The following is a 16,442-nucleotide window of genomic DNA, read 5'->3' on the forward strand; positions in this document are numbered from 1 at the left end:
CGCTTACCTGTCCCGGCTACCGGGGTTCTGTACGAACTGCGAACGCCCGATAGGGTGACCGGGTGCGTCCTACACTTGATTCCTACACTCATCTGGCCGGTGGCAAGGTCCGTGACCTTTACACGATCGACGACGAGCATCTGCTGCTTGTCGCGAGTGATCGGATCTCGGCCTACGACCACGTGCTCAGCACGCCGATCCCGGACAAGGGTCGCGTGCTCACCGCGATGAGCGTGTTCTTCTTCAACGTCCTCGGTGGCACCAACCACCTGGCCGGCGAGCCCGACGACGATCGCATCCCGGAAGAGGTTCTCGGCCGCGCTCTCGTGGTGCGCTCCCTCGACATGGTTCCCGTCGAATGCGTCGTTCGTGGCTTCCTCACCGGCTCCGGCCTGGTCGACTACAACAACACCGGCGCAGTGTGCGGCGTCGCGTTGCCCGAGGGCCTCGTCGAGGCGTCGCGGCTGCCCGACCCGATCTTCACCCCGGCGTCCAAGGCAGCTCTCGGGGATCACGACGAGAACATCAGCTTCGATCAGGTAGTGGAGAAGGTCGGCCAGAAGCTGGCAGTGCAGCTTCGCGAGGACACTCTCGACGTTTATGCCCGCGCCTCCAACTTCGCGGCCGATCGCGGAATCATCCTTGCGGACACCAAGCTCGAATTCGGTCTCGACTCCGGTGGAAACCTCGTGCTCGCCGACGAGGTGCTCACCCCCGACTCGTCGCGCTACTGGCCTCTCGAAGGCTACGAAGCGGGCAAGGTGCAGCCCAGTTTCGACAAGCAGTTCGTGCGCGACTGGCTCACGAGCCCCGAATCCGGCTGGGACCGTAGCTCGGACACGACACCGCCGCCGTTGCCGCAGGAGATCGTCGACGCGACTCGGGCACGCTACATCGAGGCGTACGAGCGCATTTCCGGTCTGTCCTTCGACGATTGGGTCGGTCCCAGCGCATGAGCCTGATCCCGCCGGTCGCAAAGAAGGTCCCCGCCGAACGTACCCATCACGGACACACGTTCGTCGATGACTACGAGTGGCTGCGGGACAAGGACAACGCCGAGGTCGTCGCATACCTCGAAGCCGAAAACGCGTACACCGACGAGCAGACGGCCGCGCTCGAGCCGTTGCGCGAGAAGATCTTCCAGGAGATCAAGTCGCGGACGCAGGAAACCGACATGTCGGTGCCCACTCGCATGGGTAAGTGGTGGTACTACTCGCGCAGCGTGGAAGGCAAGTCGTACACCGTCCAGTGCCGGTGCCCCATCGCCGGTGAAGACGACTGGACTCCGCCCAACCTGACGCCCGGCGTCGAGCTGGCGGGCGAGCAGATCCTCATGGACGGCAACGTCGAAGCCGAAGGGCACGAGTTCTTTTCGCTCGGCGCGTTCTCCATCAGCGAGGACGGCACGTTGCTTGCGTACTCGGTGGACATCGTCGGCGACGAGCGGTACACCTTGCGGTTCAAGAACCTCGAGACCGGTGAGATGCTCGCCGACGAGATTCCCGATACCGCGCCTGGCGCCACCTGGGCGATCGACCACAGTCACGTCTTCTACATGACGGTCGACGATTCCTGGCGTCCGGACACCGTGTGGCGTCACAAGCTGGGAACGCCGCAGAGTCAAGATGTTTCGGTGTTCCACGAGCCCGACGAGCGGTACTGGGTTTCGGTGGGGTCTACCCGCAGTGAGAAGTACCTGATGATCTGGGTCGGTTCCAAGGTGACCAGCGAAGGCTGGATGCTGGAATCGGCGAACCCGGAAGGTGACTTCCGCGTCATCATCCCGCGTCGCGAGGGCGTCGAGTACGGCGCTGAACACGCAGTGATCGGGGGAGAGGACCGGTTCCTGATCCTCCACAACGACGTCGTGGACGGAGTCAAGGCAGAGAACTTCGTGTTGGTGGAAGCTCCTGTGTCGGATCCGACGAACATGACGACGCTGATCGAGCACAGCGCAGAGGTTCGTCTGGAAGAAGCCGAAGCCTTTGCCGGACACCTCGTCCTGAGCTACCGCCGCGAGGCGCTCACTCGGGTTGCCGTGTGGCCGTTGACGGATGACGGCTACGGTGAGCGTCACGAAATCGACTTCGACGAAGAACTCTTCAGCATCGGTATGGGGTCCAATCCGGAATGGGCGCAGCCCACCATCCGACTCGGCTTCACGTCGTTCATCACTCCCGGGCAGGTGTACGACTACTACGTCGCCAGTGGTGAACTGGCACTGCGTAAGTCGCAGCCTGTTCTCGGTGACTTCGATGCGAGTAATTACGAGCAGCGTCGCGACTGGGCAGTGGCCGACGACGGAACCCGCATTCCGCTCTCGATCGTGAGGCGCGTAGGTGCGCCGGAAGGTCCCGCGCCGCTGCTGTTGTACGGCTACGGTTCCTACGAGGCGAGCATCGACCCGTCGTTCTCGGTTGCCCGCTTGTCGTTGCTCGATCGCGGCGTCGTCTTCGTGGTCGCACACGTGCGCGGCGGCGGCGAGATGGGCCGTCACTGGTACGAAAACGGCAAGATGCTCACGAAGAAGAATACCTTCACCGATTTTGTCTCGTGCGCAAAGCATTTGATCGACACCGGTGTCACGGCGGCCGATCGGATGGTTGCCGACGGCGGTAGTGCGGGTGGATTGCTGATGGGGGCTGTCGCCAATCTCGCTCCGGAACTGTTTGCCGGCATTCTCGCCAATGTTCCGTTTGTCGACCCGCTGACGTCGATTCTCGATCCGTCGCTGCCGTTGACGGTCATCGAGTGGGACGAATGGGGAGATCCGCTGCACAACAAGGACGTCTACGACTACATGCGCTCGTACAGCCCGTACGAGAACGTGGAAGCCAAGGACTATCCCGCCATTCTTGCGATCACGAGCATCAACGACACCCGCGTTCTGTACGTGGAGCCGGCCAAGTGGGTCGCGAAACTGCGCGCCACGAAGACCGGTGATGCTCCGCTACTTCTCAAGACCGAGATGAGCGCCGGACACGGCGGTGTCAGCGGTCGGTACGAGAAGTGGAAAGAGGTCGCATTCGAGTTCGCCTGGGTTCTCGACACGGTCGGCGCAAACTAGCTTCTGTGTCAATCAGGTTCTGCGGTAACGAACCTGAGGGCGCCCAGCGCGCCCGTACTCGGTCTCCCGGGTGAGCATGCCGTCGTCTGCCAGCTTTTCCAGGTAGCGCCAGGCTGTCACCCGGGACACGCCGACCGATGCTGCCACCTCTGCAGCGGTCACGGGTCCCTCAGAATCCCGGACAGACGCTGCGACGAGCCCGAGTGTTTGAGACGCAAAGCCTTTCGGTGCCGCTGCTCGATCGTCGGACGTTCGTAGCGCGGACATCGCGCGGTCGATGTCGTGTTGACTGACCGCAGACTCTCCAGCGGGAAGTGCTGCACGATATTCGAGGTAGCGCTCGAGCTTGTCGCGGAATGCTGCGAAAGTGAACGGCTTGAGAAGATAGAGGACGATCCCGCGAGCCACGGCGCTTCGGACCACCTCCAGATCGCGCGCCGAGGTAACCGCGATGATGTCCGGACTGGGCCGCAACCCGCCGAGGGCGGAAGCCACGTCGAGACCGCTGGCGTCGGGCAACCCGATGTCGAGCAGGACCAGGTCGATGGGCTGGTCGGTGGCATTGGCCGCCGTAACTGCACGCACGGCGGCGTTCCCGGAATGAACCACGCCGTGGACCACGAATTCCGGCACACGCTCGACGTAGGAACGGTGTGCCTGCGCGATCAACGGTTCGTCGTCGACTATCAGTACACGGATCATCTCGGTGCTTCCGCCTCGCGCAGCGGGATACGGACAACCAGCATGGAGCCCATCGCCGGCTCGCTGGTGAGCGTGCCGCCATGCCGTTTCACGACTTGAGAGACCAGTGCGAGACCGAGTCCGCGAGAGCCGGATTTTGTGGAGTAGCCACGGCCCTTGGCCTTTTCGAGTGCTTCGGGTGTCATTCCCGGGCCGCTGTCGGCGACGGCAACAACCATCATCGAATCCTCTTCCATTACCGTCACTTCCACCCACGGAGACTCGCTCGCGCGCGATGCGTCAATAGCATTGTCCACGAGATTGCCGACCAGCGTGACCAACTCGCGTGCATTGAGCGAAGGAACCGGACCGAGCGCGGTGTCTTCCGTGATGGTCAGGTCGACCCCGCGTTCGGTCGCTTCGCTCATTTTCCCGAGCAGTAGTGCGGCCAGCGCCGGCTCGTGGACCGCATTCATCAGACGATCGATCAGCTGTTGGGACACCCGCAATTCGTTGGTGGCGAAGGCCACTGCGTCCTCGTTTCGCCCCAACTCGACCATCGTGATGATCGTGTGCAGACGATTTGCGCTCTCGTGGGCTTGCGATCGAAGCGACTCGGCAAAACTACGTACCGAATCCAATTCCCCGAGTACGTTCTGAAGTTCGGTGTGATCGCGAATTGTCAGCACAGTGCCAATTCTGTTGCCCTCCCACTCAACCGGGTGTTGGTTGACCACCAGCACACGCTTGTCGGTGAGGTGCACTTGATCCTTCGCGGGAGAGGCGTCGTCGACCCGCATGGTCTCGGGGATGGATGAAAGTGGCACGGGCCCGTCCGGTAGATCGAGGAGGCGACGTGCTTCGTCGTTGACGATGTCCACTCTCGCGTCTTTGCTTCGGCCTTGCCCGATCACCACCAAACCCTCACCGATGCTGTGCAGTACGGCGTCGTGGTGCTCGTACATGGTGCGCAGTTCGTCCGGAGCCATTCCCAGGGTCTGTCGCCTGATGCGTCGGCTCACCAGAAGTGAACTCAGGAGGGCGGCAAGAAGACCGCCGCCGGCAACGAACAGGATGACCGGAACACTTTGGGCGAACTGCTTGCTGATCTGCTCGCGGGTGACACCGGCAGAAACCAGACCGACCAGGGTTCCGCCGGAATCGTAGACAGGAGTGACTGCGCGGATCGACGGCCCCAGCGACCCGGCGTACGTCTCCGTGAAGGTCACGCCGGCGAGTGCGCGGTCAATGTTTCCGTTGAACAGTTGACCGATCAGCTCCGGGCTCGTGTGGGTGAATCGAGTGCGATCCGGCGCCATCACCACGATGAAATCGACGCCGGTTGCCTGTCGTATTTTCTCGGTCTGTGGTTGCAGAATCGCGGTCGGGTCCGGGCTCGTCAGGGCTGCCGCCGTCGAATCCGACAGGGCGAGAGTCTGCGCTATCGAGCTCACCTGCCTGCGGATCGCGTCGTCGCTGTCTCGGCGTTCGTCGACAACTGCGAGCGCGGCCCCCACGCCGATGACCAGCGCCAACAACGCCAATTGCAGGAGCAGGATCTGCCTGGCGACGCTCATACGTCGGCCGGTCTTTCGTTCGACCATCGAGCGCCTCCTGAACGTAATGAACACAAACTTCCGGGCCCACCTGTTTGCAACAAGAATTCTCCACGACTCGAAGTGATCCCGATCACTTCACAGATATCCGATCCAAAGGACACCCCATGAGCAGCACGGCAACAGGGACAGTAGACGGTTCCCCACAGCCCGAGGGCACCAAGGCAAAGCGCGACAAGACGCATTGGCTCTACATGAGCGTCATCGTCGCGGTTATCGGCGGCATCCTCGTCGGTTGGCTCGCACCCGAGTTCGGTAAGTCCGTCGGTGTACTCGGCACGTTGTTCGTCAGCCTGATCAAGATGATGATCAGCCCGGTCATCTTCTGCACCATCGTGCTCGGCATCGGCTCGGTTCGAGCTGCGGCCAAGGTCGGCAAGGTCGGCGGCCTCGCACTCGCCTACTTCATCGGGATGTCCACCATCGCACTCGCGATCGGCCTGGGCGTCGGCAACCTGCTCAACCCGGGCAGTGGCCTGAACATCACGCCCAACGCGGCCTCCGTGGCCAAGCTTGCAGATCAGGCCCACAGCGCGGGCGGTACCTGGGACTTCATCGCGTCCATCATTCCGACGTCGATGCTGTCCTCCCTCACCGCCGGCAGCGTGCTGCAGACTCTGTTCGTCGCCCTTCTGGTGGGCTTCGCGATCCAGTCGCTCGGCAAGTCGGGTGAGCCGATTCTCAAGGCCGTCGGATACATCCAGAAGCTCGTGTTCAAGATCCTGACGATGATTCTCTGGCTCGCCCCGATCGGTGCTTTCGGCGCCATCGCCAGCGTCGTCGGCCAGACCGGTTTGAACGCCGTCGTCCAGCTCGGAACCCTGATGATCGGCTTCTACCTGACCTGCCTGATCTTCGTCTTCGGTGTTCTCGGAACGCTGCTGCGCGCCGTCACCGGATTCAACATCTTCAAGCTGGTCAAGTACTTGGCCCGTGAGTACCTGCTCATCTTCGCCACGTCATCCTCCGAATCGGCACTGCCGCGTCTGATCGCCAAGATGGAGCACGTCGGCGTCGAGCGCACCACGGTGGGCATCGTCGTTCCCACCGGCTACTCGTTCAACCTCGACGGCACCGCGATCTACCTGACGATGGCCTCGATCTTCATCGCCGACGCCATGGGACAGCCGCTCGCCTTCGGTGAACAGCTCTCGCTGCTGGTGTTCATGATCATCGCCTCCAAGGGCGCTGCGGGAGTCAGCGGCGCCGGTCTGGCCACGCTGGCCGGTGGACTGCAGAGCCATCGCCCCGAGCTGCTCGACGGCGTCGGACTCATCGTCGGAATCGACCGCTTCATGTCGGAAGCGCGAGCGATCACCAACTTCTCGGGCAATGCGGTCGCGACTCTCCTGGTCGGCGCGTGGACCAAGACGATCGACAAGGAACGCGTCATCGAGGTGCTCGACGGGAAGATTCCGTTCAACGAAGCCACGATGCTCGACGACGAGGACGAAGAAGAGCAGCACAAACTCGAAACGGCTCCGACCGGCACCAAGCAGTCATTTGTGAGCCATCACTAGATACTTCCGCTCTGCTGAACGTTTGACCGCACAGCAGGCGCGGAACCCGATCTACGATCAGTGATCCTGGTCGTAACGATGAAAGAGACCGCCGCACTAACCGTGCGACGGTCTCTTTCTGTTCGTGGGTGCTATGTGTACCAGGTGGGTTCGGGAATCTCGCCGGTCAGAAAACGACTACCGACTTCACGGCGCTTGTACGCGAGCGGATCGTGAAGGGTATGCGTCCGGATGTTGCGCCAGTAGATATCCAGGCCGACATCGTTGGACGTGGCTCTGGCACCGGTCAGTTCGAAGATCTTGTTGCTGATCTCCAAGGAGACGTCGGCGGCGCGAAGTTTTGCGGCCGCAATGCGTACGGCGAGGTCGCCGCGAGCCTGCTCGGTGAGGTTTTCGCGAGCGTCGTGGAGCACGGCGTCGGCCTCACGGCTGACCTGATCCACGAAGGCCTCCGCTGCCCACAGCTTCGATTGCAAGTCGCCGTAGCCCTCACGGAGGTACCACTCGTCGGTTGCGATTTCGCGGTTGTCACCGCCGTACGGCCATGGACGCGTACGGGTTCGGGTGTACTCGGCCGCAGTGTCCAGTGCGCCACGGGCGATCCCGAGGTAGAAGTTCGCGAACACGATCTCGATCGCGGGGAAGTTCAGCGTGTTGTAGACCAGAGGTTGGAATTCCTTGTCGACAAAGCCTGCCGCACTTGCCCAGTCGACCTCGACGTCGTTGATCTCGACACTGCCGGAATCGGTGAGGCGCTGTCCGAGATTGTCCCAGTCTCCGCGGAAGACTATGCCGTCCTGAGCAGTCGGCACGATAGCGAACACATGCGTCGCAGTTCCGTCGATGATTCCTTCGAGCACCGTGAGGTCGGTGACTCGTCCGCCGGTGGAAAACGACTTCACGCCGTTGAACACCAGGGTGTCTCCGCGATCCACGACGGTGAGGTCGGTGTCTCGAGGGTTCACCGCGCCGCCGAAGAAGAATCGGTTGCTCGTGTACAGCTCCTCGACAGCGGAGATCTGCGGATCGGTTCCGACCAATCTGGCTGCCCATGCCCACAGGTAGTGATACCCGAGCAGTTGCCCGATCGAGCCGTCGGCGCGCGCGATCTCCCGAACCACCTTGTAGGCGGTCTCCCATCGCTGCCCACCGCCGCCGAACTCGATCGGACCCAGCAGTGTCACCAGACCACTGTCCTTGAGCAGCTGGACTTCTCGGAACGGTGGTTCGCCGGCTCGGTCGCGGGCGAGTGCGTCGGCGGCAAGGACGTTGCTCACCTCGCGAGCGCGGTCGATCCAGCCTTCGGATGTGTCGGGAACGCCGACGAAGACTTCGGTTTCACTGGTCACGGTCATGCCTGTACATCCTTTTCGGTCGGTGCAGTCCCGATGGCCCACACGTAAATCGGTTCGGTTCCGTTGATTTCGTAGTCGCCGACAACTTTGGATTTGAAGACGACCGGATTATGACTGGCCACGGTGCGCGCGTTGCGCCAGAACCGATCGAGATCGAGGTCGCGGCTCACTCCGGAAGCGCCGAGTGCGTCGAAGATCTTGGCCGTGGCTGGAACGACGAGTCCGATCGAGGCGACCTGCCCTCGCCCCGAATCGATTTCGGCTGCGATGTTGGCGGCTTTCTCTTCCTCCGGCGAGCCGGAGAATGCGGCTTCGTATGCCCATTGGGACGACTGTGCTGCGTGCAGCGCCACGGCCTCGGCTGCAAAGGCAGCCGAGGACACCTCGCCGACAACTTGCTGGATCTGCGAATCCTGCGCGTATCTCGGAGCGTTGCCGTGACTGAAGGTTCGAGTACGAGAGGCGACTCGACGAGAGATCTCGGTTGTCGCAGCCTTGGCGATGCCGGCGAGAGTGGCGAGATGGAACAGTTGGTAGAACGCGGTCTGGTATTTGAAGCGCGTCGAGAAGTCGAAGATGTTCTCCGGCTGGACTATTGCGTTCTCGTAGACGGACGAGCCGGAGCCAGTCGTCTGCTGGCCGAACCCGTTCCAGTCGTCACTGTGTGTGACACCGGGTTGTCTCGCTTCGACTGCGGCGATCACGAATGCGCCGGTGTCGGTGCGCTGCGAGTACAGGTCGATCCAGTCGGCGAAAATGGAACCCGTGCTGTAGAACTTTGCCCCGTTCGCCAAGAAATGGTCGGAATCGGGTGCGGGCGAGACCTTGGTGTTGGCTTCGCCCAATGCAACGTCGCCGATTTCGGTCCACGCGTTGCCGACCAACTGTCCCTCCGCGAAGCGTCGGAGCCAGGTGTCGCGCTCAGGTCCGGGGTCGGCGACCAGTCGGTCTTCGACAAACGCGAAATGACCGCGCAGTGCCTGGGTGATGTTGGAATCGGCGCTCGACAACTCGACTAGTAACCGGATCAATTGCGGGATGCTCGCGCCGGATCCACCGTGTGTTGTCGGCACCCGAACGGCGCCGAAGCCTGCTTTCTTGAGTGCGTCGATCTGTTGGAAGGGAAGCACGTGATCGCGTTCGCGTTCGACGACGGCTTGTGCGATGTCCGCGAAGATCGGACGGAATTTTGCTGCCAGTGTTTCGTAGTCGACCTCACTCTTGATCGGATCTGCAGACCGGGAAACGGCATTCGGCGTCAGTGCGGTGGTCATGGGAAGAATGCAAGCTGTAATCACCAGGGGCGTCGATCCTTCATCGCGACCTGATTCGAAGTGTTGTCAGTCCGCGCAAATCTCGGTTCGATGGCCTGCCGGGCAGTTCTACCTGAATCGAGTGGTCAGTGCGATTGCTCGTGAAGGTGTTCTACGATCCATCCGTTCCATTCGACAGTTCCTCCGGAACCGCAATCGTGTCGGAACGGCTGTCCTGGAGAGCCGGGTCGAACGACCACGCGAAAGTCTCTCGCCTCCAATCGAAGATCGACAGTCGTATGTTCTCCGTCGACGCTCTCGGTGACACTCTCGAGTGCGTCCGTCGCGACGATGCCGGTAACGCGTCGGACTGCGTGTTCGGCGGCCTGAGCGGCCTGTGACAGTGCCGCTCGGCCGCGCAGGTGCAGCAGCTCCAATTCTCCGGCTTGGTATTTTTCGGCTGCATCGATCGCGGAGTTGCCGTCCAGTCGGCTGAAATAGACTGCGGCGGGCCACGCAATCATGTTGGCCGCGAATCGATCTCCGCCGATGTGACTGCATTCCCACACATCTGCGATCTGTGCCGCGTTCAGCGCCGAAACGACCGGGCGACCGAGTTCCGCGCAGCACGCATCCTTCTTTCCATGTGTGCAGACCGCGAAGAGCGGTTCCGTGCGGGAGCGGCCGAAGTCGGGTTCCACTCCGGTGGCCATCGATTCGAACGGCAGTACCGACAGGTCCTCGTATCGGTCGACCGACCCTTCCCGCATCCACTGACGTGTGCCGTCCGTCCAGGCGAGTACGCACATCGGGGTGAGGACTCGGCGGTTGCGGGGCCGCCGGATCACCACGAGGCGAATACGACCCTGCGCTGCGTAGATTTTTTCGGTGAGTGCGACTGGGAGAACGTCGTCAGGAGCGGACGCCGGCCAGGGGCCGGGGTGCTCGATCAACACCCACAGATGTGTCATTCCGGCGCGACCGACCATCGGTTCGCCGGCGGTCGACGACTGCCGTGTACAGGCGTGAGGGCGTCGACTGGATTGCGGATTGGCGACAAATTCCGGAAAGCACTGCATGGATGCCTTCCCCAGGACACCGTCGCTGCAGGTGTGGCAGGGAAGGGAAGACATGATGAGGCTCCAGTCTCGTAGGTTAGGCTCACCAGACTATTGGATGGTGAATCCTTTGCTCAGCCGTGGTGAATACGCGTGGCTGTGACGGTCGAAAGCAGTCGGTAACAGGAGTGTCGGGAATGAAACGCAGTAACTCGCGGGCGAAGTACGTGCTGGGTGGTTTTGTCCTCGCCGCCATCGTGGCAACGACAACGGCGTGTGGCAGTGACGACAAGACGGATACCGACAGTCAGTCCGCCGACACCGTGCACGCGGTCACCCATGCCCGCGGAACCACGGACGTACCGATGGATCCGCAGAGAGTTGTCGTGCTCGAGCCGGTTCAGCTCGACACGTCGGTAGCGCTGGGCGTGATTCCCGTGGGCACCGCGGTCCTCAGCGAGACGACCGGTGTTCCGGCGTACCTCGGTGAGAAGGCCGCGGAGATCGAGATGGTCGGCACCGTCGCGGCGCCGAACCTCGAGAAGATCGTCGCACTGAGCCCGGACCTGATCATCGGAACGGAATCGCGGCACGGTGATCTGTACGAGCAACTCGCTGCCATCGCGCCGACCGTCTACATGGCGACCCAGACCGATCCGTGGCAGGACAACGTCCAGTTCGTCGCAGAGGCGTTGAACAAGACCGATCAGGCAGGCGAACTGCTCGGTGACTACACGGCACGCTGCGAGGAAGTGGCGAGCAAACACAGCACCGAGGGCAAGACCGCTCAGCTCATCCGTCCACGCGACGACGTGCTGACGCTGTACGGACCAACGTCGTTTGCCGGAAGCACTCTCGAATGCGCGGGACTCACGATTCCCGCACGCGACTTCGAGAACTCGATCTCCGTCGACCTCTCCCCGGAATTCGTCTCCGGAGCCAACGCCGACCTCATCCTGGTCACCTCCGCGAAACCGGCCGATGCCAGCACGATGCCGAAGGCCGTGGCGGACAACGCCGGATTCTTCCCGAACCCACATCTGGTCGACATGTCCTACTGGATCACCGGCGTCGGACCGCTCGGCGGCCTCACCGTTCTGGACGACCTCGATCGCATTCTCGGAGCATCGAAGTAGCAGTAGGTGAGAACAAGCAGTAGGTGAGAACAAGTAGTGGGCGAGAACTGGCAGTCGGCAAGAGTCGCTAAGTTGGACCTATGACAACTCCAGTACAGAACATCGCGATCAACACCCTCGGTGGCGTGCCCACCTCGTTGGGTGAATACGACGGCCGTGCCGTGCTCGTGGTCAACGTGGCATCCAAGTGTGGACTGACCCCGCAGTACTCGGCGCTCGAGAAGCTGGCCAGCGAGTACGCCGATCGCGGTCTCACCGTGATCGGCATCCCGTGCAACCAGTTCATGGGGCAGGAACCGGGTACCGCCGAAGAGATCGAGACGTTCTGCTCCACTACCTACGGCGTCACGTTCCCGCTCCTCGAGAAGATCGAGGTGAACGGCGAGAACCAGCATCCGCTGTACGCCGAACTCACCAAGGCTGCCGACGCCGAAGGCGCTGCGGGCGACATCCAGTGGAACTTCGAGAAGTTCTTGATCGGACCGGACGGCACCGTCGTCAACCGCTTCCGTCCGCGGACCGAACCTGACGCTCCCGAGGTTGTCGCCGCCATCGAAGCCGCGCTTCCCAAGAATTAGTAGCTGCGCTTCCCAAGAATTAGTAGCTGCGCTTCCGAAGAATTAGTAGCTGTGCTGAAAACTGCCGCCGGATGATCATCCGGCGGCAGTGTGCTGTTCACCCACAGCTGCCAGTATCGGAGTATGTCCGCAGAACTGATCGTGTCGGTATCCGGAATCAGAGACGAGACATGTTATCTCGCTGCCGGATTCGCAGACGAGATGGACGCTCGAGGTGTCCGCCTGTCGCTCCTCGTGGCGCCGCGACTGAAGGACAAATATCGACTGGCCGACGACGCGGTGACGACGGCCTGGCTGCGTGAGCGTCGTGAGCACGGCGACGCCATCGTTCTGCACGGCTACGACCAGGCCGCGACCAAGCGTCGTCGAGCCGAGTTCGCCACTCTGTCGAAGCACGAAGCAAAACTGCGACTACTCGCTGCGGATCGGGTTCTCGAGCATGCAGGTCTTAGGACCCGGGTGTTCGCACCGCCGCGCTGGGTGGCGTCGCCTGGTGCCATGTCGGTGTTACCGGAGACCGGCTTTCGGACGATGGCAGGCCTCGGCGCAGTACACGATCTGACCCGTGGAACCTTGCAACGGGGAAGGGTTTTCGGTATCGGCGAGGGCTTCAAGGCCGAGCCGTGGTGGTGTCGCGCATTGGTTCTCGGAGCCGGGCGCGCCGCCAAGCGTGGGGGACTGGTCAGATTGTCGATTACTGCCAAGCAGTTGGGAAACGAGGGCCCACGTCAGGCTGTTCTCGACGCTGTGGACCTCGCGCTTTTTCATGAGGCCACCTCGCAGGTATACCGATGGAACTCCCCGTCGCAGGAACTCGGCGCTGCCTGAATTCGGCCATTGGCAACTATTCGATAGCTGCGAGATGGTGTCGTGTGTCCGGGTTGCCCGAGCAGGCAGACTCTTCGCATTTATCCCGTTCCTTGCAGGCAGTAGGGCCGATTAGGTCAAAGTCGCATAAAGTGGACGTTGAATTCGAGTACGGCGTCGCCCAACCTTTTCGCTGCTACAGTGCGTGCAGTTAATCTGCCGCTAGTAGACGAAGTTGAGGTTCACCATGCGCGCACGAGGGTTCTCCAAGTCGGCCGAGGGTCTTGTCGCTCTGGCTGTGGGCGCAGTCGTCTGTGCTGCAATCGTCCCGGCAGTTGCGTCTGCCGCTCCGACCGGCGTGGTTCACACGCTGCCGACGGGCGGTGTCGACGGTGGTGCGAGCGAAGGCACCCGCACCGCAACTGTCGACGACGAAGGTGAGCAACTCGCACTGCGGCTTCACAAGATGAATCTGCGGGGATCCGACTTCTCGATGGCCGTACAGGAAAGCGGCGGCGAACTGACCGATGTGGTGATCCCGGCGCCCCGTTCGTACATCGGCAGTGTGGAAGGGCATCCGGACGCAATCGTCTCGGCCATCGTCGACTCCGCCGGAACACTGCGCGGGCAGGTGATTTTCGATCGTGGTGCTTCGATCGAGTTCGTGGGATCCGACGTGGTCGGTCGCAGCACGGCGCCGATCGACGCAAAACCCAAGTGGCCGACCACCTCTATTGCGTCGGCCTCGGCCGCAAGCGTCGGCAAGACGGTGAAGCAGTTCGTGGTGGGATTGGATCTCAGTGGCGAGTGGTACTCCGCGCACGGCGCAGGCAGTCCCGCCGTCGCTCTGGATCGGGCCGAGGAATCAATGGCCCGAACCGCTGCCATCTGGATCAGAGACGTCGGAATTCGACCGATCCTGGGTCGGGTTGTCCTTCGCGCCGATGCCGCGAGTGACCCGTATTCGAGCAGTTGTGAAAACCTCGACCAGTTGGAAGGTCTGTGGTCCGATCAGGTCGGCACGAGCGTCGACCAGGCGACTGTCGTCTGCGCTTCCGGTGGCGGAAATGCCTACTACTCGAGGTTCGAACTCGATCACAGCTACGCGCAGGTCGGGGCCGAGCCCGATGGCAACTTCAGCCGCGTTCTCCGCCACGAGTTGGGCCACAACTTCTACGCCGACGACTATCACGGCGGCGGCGCCGAGGGATCGACCATCATGAACGGCAACGACCTCTCGCGCTTCGACGGCACCGAATTCGCTGCCATCGTCGATGCCGCCGACGTGGCCTCGGATCGACTCGACGACGTCGGTCGGTACACGACAAGCCCGATCCCGCCGTACGCCGCACTCGACACCGCGCAGATCCGCTCAGGTGGCACAGTCACCGTCGACGCCGCCGCGAATGATCATGACAGCAACGGAGATTCGATCAAGGTAACCGGGGTCGAGGCGACGTCACTTCTCGGTGGCACCGTAAAGCTCGAAAACGGCGAAGTGGTGTTCGAGGCCGGAACGAAGACAGGCACCGACAGGATTCTCTACTCACTCACCGACGCGGCCGGTGGGACGAGCACCGGCTGGATCGTCGTCGATGTGAGTGCGTGAGGACTGAATCAGGCGACTTCGACGCTCGACTCCTCGCCGAGAACTCGGAACTCGGTACCGTCGGCAGCCATTTCCGAGTAGCGACCGTAGAAGATGCCTGTGGCTTCGTCGCGGATGATCGCTTGATGGATGGGAACCGCGACGCGCGGCGCTACCGCACGGAGGTAGTCGATGGCCTCCGAGATCTTGAGCCACGGTGCGGCGGCGGGAAGGGCAAGAACGTCGACCTTCTGTTCGGGGACGTAGAGGGAATCGCCGGGATGCATGAACTGCGCCGGGTTGGTGGCGTCGCCGAGGAGGAACGCGGTGTTGTCGATCATCGGTAGCTCCGGATGGATGATCGCGTGCTCTCCGCCGGTCCCGGTCACCTCGACGTCGCCGATGCTGAACCGGTCGCCCGGCCGGACTCCCGTCCAGCGCCCACCGAGCTTCTCAGCCGTCTGCGGATCGCTGTACAGCACCGCGTCGGGGTTCGCTTCGGCCAGTTCGGGTAGCCGCGCCGGGTCGGCGTGATCGGGGTGTTGATGTGTCACGAGGATGGCGTCGAGGCCGGTGATGCCTTCGAATCCGTGCGAGAAGTTGCCGGGATCGAAGAGGATTTTCGATCCGTTCAACTCCACGAGCACACAGGAATGGCCAAAATGTGTCAGTCGCATGATTTCGAGTATGCGCCGCCCTGGAGTGACTCGCAGGCGGGTTTCGCGGGTGTTGGCCGTCACGCCCCGATCACTCGATGCGAACCATCTCGGGTGCGCCCGGTAAACTGGCCATCACCCGAGCGTTTCACTCCGGGTTCGCGCACTAGTACCGAGGAGCAGCACGTGGCCCGTGTCGTCGTCGAAGTCATGCCCAAGGCCGAGATTCTCGACCCCCAGGGACAGGCAATTGTCGGGGCACTGTCTCGCCTGGGCTTTGCAGGAGTATCCGATGTCCGTCAGGGCAAGCGGTTCGAGTTGGAGATCGACGGCAGTGTCGAAGACGCCGAACTCGAGAAGATCGCCGAAGGCCTGCTGGCCAACACGGTGATCGAGGATTGGACCGTCAGGCGAGTCGAGGCATGAGCGCACGTATCGGGGTTATCACGTTCCCGGGCACGCTCGACGACATCGATGCTGCTCGGGCCATCAACCTGGCCGGCGGTGAAGCTGTCGAACTCTGGCACGGCGACGCAGACCTCAAGGGTGTCGACGCGGTTGTCGTTCCCGGCGGGTTCTCCTACGGCGACTACCTTCGCTGCGGCGCGATCGCACGTTTTGCTCCCGCGATGGGCAAGGTTGTCGAAGCAGCCAAGGGCGGCATGCCGGTCCTGGGCATCTGCAACGGTTTCCAGATCCTCTGCGAAGCAGGTTTGCTCCCCGGTGCCCTGACCCGTAACCAGGGTCTGCACTTCATCTGCCGCGACGAGTGGTTGACGGTCGAAGCCAACAACACGGCTTGGTCCTCGCGTTACGAGGCCGGCGCCCAGATCCTCATCCCGCTCAAGTCGGGTGAAGGTCGCTTCCAGGCTTCCGAGAATGTTCTCGACGAACTCGAGGGTGAAGGCCGCGTCGTCTTCCGCTACTCGGAGGAGAACCCCAACGGTTCGCAGCGTCGTATCGCCGGTATCTCTTCGGCCAACGGCCGCGTCGTCGGTTTGATGCCGCACCCCGAGCACGCCACCGAGGCTCTCACCGGACCGAGCGACGACGGACTCGGCTTGTTCTACTCGGCACTCGACGCGATCGTCACTGCCTGATCGCCTGCTGATTTCACCACTGAACGC

The 16,442-nt window shown here is 62.2% G+C and carries 15 protein-coding genes; 9 read left to right on the forward strand and 6 right to left on the reverse strand.

Annotated features, from left to right (window positions below):
* Nucleotides 1-62 precede the first annotated feature (62 nt).
* Nucleotides 63-956: a phosphoribosylaminoimidazolesuccinocarboxamide synthase gene (locus H7C86_RS08690; protein WP_019747067.1), complete on the forward strand. Its 894-nt coding sequence runs from the start codon at nt 63-65 to the stop codon at nt 954-956.
* Complete coding sequence (locus H7C86_RS08695; RefSeq protein ID WP_182261414.1) at nt 953-3,067, forward strand: S9 family peptidase; 2,115 nt, start codon at nt 953-955, stop codon at nt 3,065-3,067. The genes H7C86_RS08690 and H7C86_RS08695 overlap by 4 nt, the downstream gene beginning before the upstream one ends.
* Nucleotides 3,068-3,079: 12 nt before the next feature.
* On the opposite strand, the gene H7C86_RS08700 is transcribed toward H7C86_RS08695, so the two are convergent.
* Nucleotides 3,080-3,769 carry a response regulator gene (locus H7C86_RS08700; protein WP_003945570.1) on the reverse strand — a complete coding sequence of 230 codons (690 nt, stop codon included), beginning with the start codon at nt 3,767-3,769 and terminating at the stop codon, nt 3,080-3,082.
* Nucleotides 3,766-5,352 (reverse strand): sensor histidine kinase, encoded by a 1,587-nt coding sequence (locus H7C86_RS08705; RefSeq protein ID WP_019747069.1) that lies wholly within the window; start codon nt 5,350-5,352, stop codon nt 3,766-3,768. Before H7C86_RS08705 ends, H7C86_RS08700 begins: the two co-directional genes overlap by 4 nt.
* A gap of 119 nt (nt 5,353-5,471) precedes the next feature.
* Here H7C86_RS08705 and H7C86_RS08710 point away from each other — a divergent pair, with 119 nt between their 5' ends.
* Nucleotides 5,472-6,884: a C4-dicarboxylate transporter DctA gene (locus H7C86_RS08710; protein WP_003945501.1), complete on the forward strand. Its 1,413-nt coding sequence runs from the start codon at nt 5,472-5,474 to the stop codon at nt 6,882-6,884.
* Nucleotides 6,885-7,015: 131 nt separating this feature from the next.
* Here H7C86_RS08710 and H7C86_RS08715 read toward each other — a convergent pair whose 3' ends face one another.
* The 3 genes from H7C86_RS08715 to H7C86_RS08725 all read right to left on the reverse strand — a co-directional run bounded on the left by H7C86_RS08715 (nt 7,016) and on the right by H7C86_RS08725 (nt 10,625).
* The gene (locus tag H7C86_RS08715; protein ID WP_021342993.1) at nt 7,016-8,239 is read right to left on the reverse strand and encodes an acyl-CoA dehydrogenase family protein; all 1,224 of its coding nucleotides are present in this window, start codon (nt 8,237-8,239) and stop codon (nt 7,016-7,018) included.
* Entirely contained in the window at nt 8,236-9,513 is a 1,278-nt protein-coding gene (locus H7C86_RS08720) for an acyl-CoA dehydrogenase family protein (protein WP_020968556.1), read from the reverse strand. The genes H7C86_RS08715 and H7C86_RS08720 overlap by 4 nt, the downstream gene beginning before the upstream one ends.
* Before the next feature lie 125 nt (nt 9,514-9,638).
* Nucleotides 9,639-10,625 (reverse strand): sucrase ferredoxin, encoded by a 987-nt coding sequence (locus H7C86_RS08725; protein ID WP_259349071.1) that lies wholly within the window; start codon nt 10,623-10,625, stop codon nt 9,639-9,641.
* Nucleotides 10,626-10,747: 122 nt separating this feature from the next.
* On the opposite strand from H7C86_RS08725, the gene H7C86_RS08730 reads away from it, so the two are divergent.
* The 4 genes from H7C86_RS08730 (at nt 10,748) to H7C86_RS08745 (ending at nt 14,680) form a co-directional block, all read left to right on the forward strand.
* A complete protein-coding gene (locus H7C86_RS08730; protein ID WP_182261415.1) occupies nt 10,748-11,686 on the forward strand; it encodes an ABC transporter substrate-binding protein in 939 nt (312 codons plus the stop codon).
* An 80-nt stretch (nt 11,687-11,766) separates the two neighbouring features.
* A complete protein-coding gene (locus tag H7C86_RS08735) occupies nt 11,767-12,264 on the forward strand; it encodes a glutathione peroxidase (protein ID WP_003945816.1) in 498 nt (165 codons plus the stop codon).
* A gap of 123 nt (nt 12,265-12,387) precedes the next feature.
* Complete coding sequence (locus H7C86_RS08740; protein WP_019747074.1) at nt 12,388-13,092, forward strand: DUF2334 domain-containing protein; 705 nt, start codon at nt 12,388-12,390, stop codon at nt 13,090-13,092.
* A gap of 226 nt (nt 13,093-13,318) precedes the next feature.
* Complete coding sequence (locus H7C86_RS08745; protein ID WP_182261416.1) at nt 13,319-14,680, forward strand: Ig-like domain-containing protein; 1,362 nt, start codon at nt 13,319-13,321, stop codon at nt 14,678-14,680.
* Nucleotides 14,681-14,688: 8 nt separating this feature from the next.
* Here the strand turns inward: H7C86_RS08745 and H7C86_RS08750 are convergent, their stop codons facing one another.
* Nucleotides 14,689-15,336, reverse strand: a complete 648-nt coding sequence (locus H7C86_RS08750; RefSeq protein ID WP_182261417.1) for an MBL fold metallo-hydrolase — start codon at nt 15,334-15,336, stop codon at nt 14,689-14,691.
* 165 nt (nt 15,337-15,501) lie between these two features.
* On the opposite strand from H7C86_RS08750, the gene purS reads away from it, so the two are divergent.
* Nucleotides 15,502-15,741 carry a phosphoribosylformylglycinamidine synthase subunit PurS gene (gene purS, locus H7C86_RS08755; protein ID WP_003945817.1) on the forward strand — a complete coding sequence of 80 codons (240 nt, stop codon included), beginning with the start codon at nt 15,502-15,504 and terminating at the stop codon, nt 15,739-15,741.
* The gene (purQ, locus tag H7C86_RS08760) at nt 15,738-16,415 is read left to right on the forward strand and encodes a phosphoribosylformylglycinamidine synthase subunit PurQ (RefSeq protein WP_019747077.1); all 678 of its coding nucleotides are present in this window, start codon (nt 15,738-15,740) and stop codon (nt 16,413-16,415) included. The genes purS and purQ overlap by 4 nt, the downstream gene beginning before the upstream one ends.
* Nucleotides 16,416-16,442: the final 27 nt, after the last annotated feature.

The organism is Rhodococcus sp. UFZ-B548 (assembly GCF_903819475.1).
Lineage (GTDB): Bacteria > Actinomycetota > Actinomycetes > Mycobacteriales > Mycobacteriaceae > Rhodococcus_F > Rhodococcus_F erythropolis.

Bases quoted from the DNA above. Each gene is read 5' to 3' on its own strand.
- H7C86_RS08740 (WP_019747074.1), top strand. From the start codon at position 12,388: ATGTCCGCAGAACTGATCGTGTCGGTATCCGGAATCAGAGACGAGACA.
- H7C86_RS08735 (WP_003945816.1), top strand. From the start codon at position 11,767: ATGACAACTCCAGTACAGAACATCGCGATCAACACCCTCGGTGGCGTG.
- H7C86_RS08720 (WP_020968556.1), bottom strand. From the start codon at position 9,513: ATGACCACCGCACTGACGCCGAATGCCGTTTCCCGGTCTGCAGATCCG.
- H7C86_RS08745 (WP_182261416.1), top strand. From the start codon at position 13,319: ATGCGCGCACGAGGGTTCTCCAAGTCGGCCGAGGGTCTTGTCGCTCTG.
- H7C86_RS08750 (WP_182261417.1), bottom strand. From the start codon at position 15,336: ATGCGACTGACACATTTTGGCCATTCCTGTGTGCTCGTGGAGTTGAAC.
- H7C86_RS08705 (WP_019747069.1), bottom strand. From the start codon at position 5,352: ATGGTCGAACGAAAGACCGGCCGACGTATGAGCGTCGCCAGGCAGATC.
- H7C86_RS08710 (WP_003945501.1), top strand. From the start codon at position 5,472: ATGAGCAGCACGGCAACAGGGACAGTAGACGGTTCCCCACAGCCCGAG.
- H7C86_RS08715 (WP_021342993.1), bottom strand. From the start codon at position 8,239: ATGACCGTGACCAGTGAAACCGAAGTCTTCGTCGGCGTTCCCGACACA.
- H7C86_RS08695 (WP_182261414.1), top strand. From the start codon at position 953: ATGAGCCTGATCCCGCCGGTCGCAAAGAAGGTCCCCGCCGAACGTACC.
- H7C86_RS08725 (WP_259349071.1), bottom strand. From the start codon at position 10,625: ATGTCTTCCCTTCCCTGCCACACCTGCAGCGACGGTGTCCTGGGGAAG.
- purQ (WP_019747077.1), top strand. From the start codon at position 15,738: ATGAGCGCACGTATCGGGGTTATCACGTTCCCGGGCACGCTCGACGAC.
- H7C86_RS08700 (WP_003945570.1), bottom strand. From the start codon at position 3,769: ATGATCCGTGTACTGATAGTCGACGACGAACCGTTGATCGCGCAGGCA.
- H7C86_RS08730 (WP_182261415.1), top strand. From the start codon at position 10,748: ATGAAACGCAGTAACTCGCGGGCGAAGTACGTGCTGGGTGGTTTTGTC.